Consider the following 315-nt stretch of genomic DNA (forward strand, 5'->3'; position numbering starts at 1 on the left):
GCTTACACGTAGAGGATGAACAGCTGGCGTTCGAGCGTTTGCAGGAGGCCGGCATCGGCTCGATACCGCTGTCGCGCTACTGGGTCGCCAATACGCAGGCACCCGGCCTGATGATGGGGTTCGCCGCCTACGACGAAGCTGCGATCGAGGATTCGGCCAAGGCTCTCGTACAGGCCTTGCGGGCATGAAGGGCTGCCCCGACCAGGGTCGGGGCAGGGGGCATCACAGGATGCTCAGCGGGTACTCGACGAATGCACGAATCTCGTTGAGGTCCGGACCGACATCGGTGCTCGAACGATAGATCGAGTTGCGCAG

Annotated in this window: 1 protein-coding gene; it reads left to right on the forward strand. The window is 62.9% G+C overall.

Annotated elements, in window-relative coordinates; translation table 11 throughout:
- On the forward strand, positions 1-188 hold a 188-nt coding region (locus J0A65_RS26865), incomplete at its 5' end, for a hypothetical protein (RefSeq protein ID WP_232850178.1).
- Positions 189-315: the final 127 nt, after the last annotated feature.

The organism is Bowmanella yangjiangensis, from assembly GCF_017255015.1.
GTDB classification, from domain to species: domain Bacteria; phylum Pseudomonadota; class Gammaproteobacteria; order Enterobacterales; family Alteromonadaceae; genus Bowmanella; species Bowmanella yangjiangensis.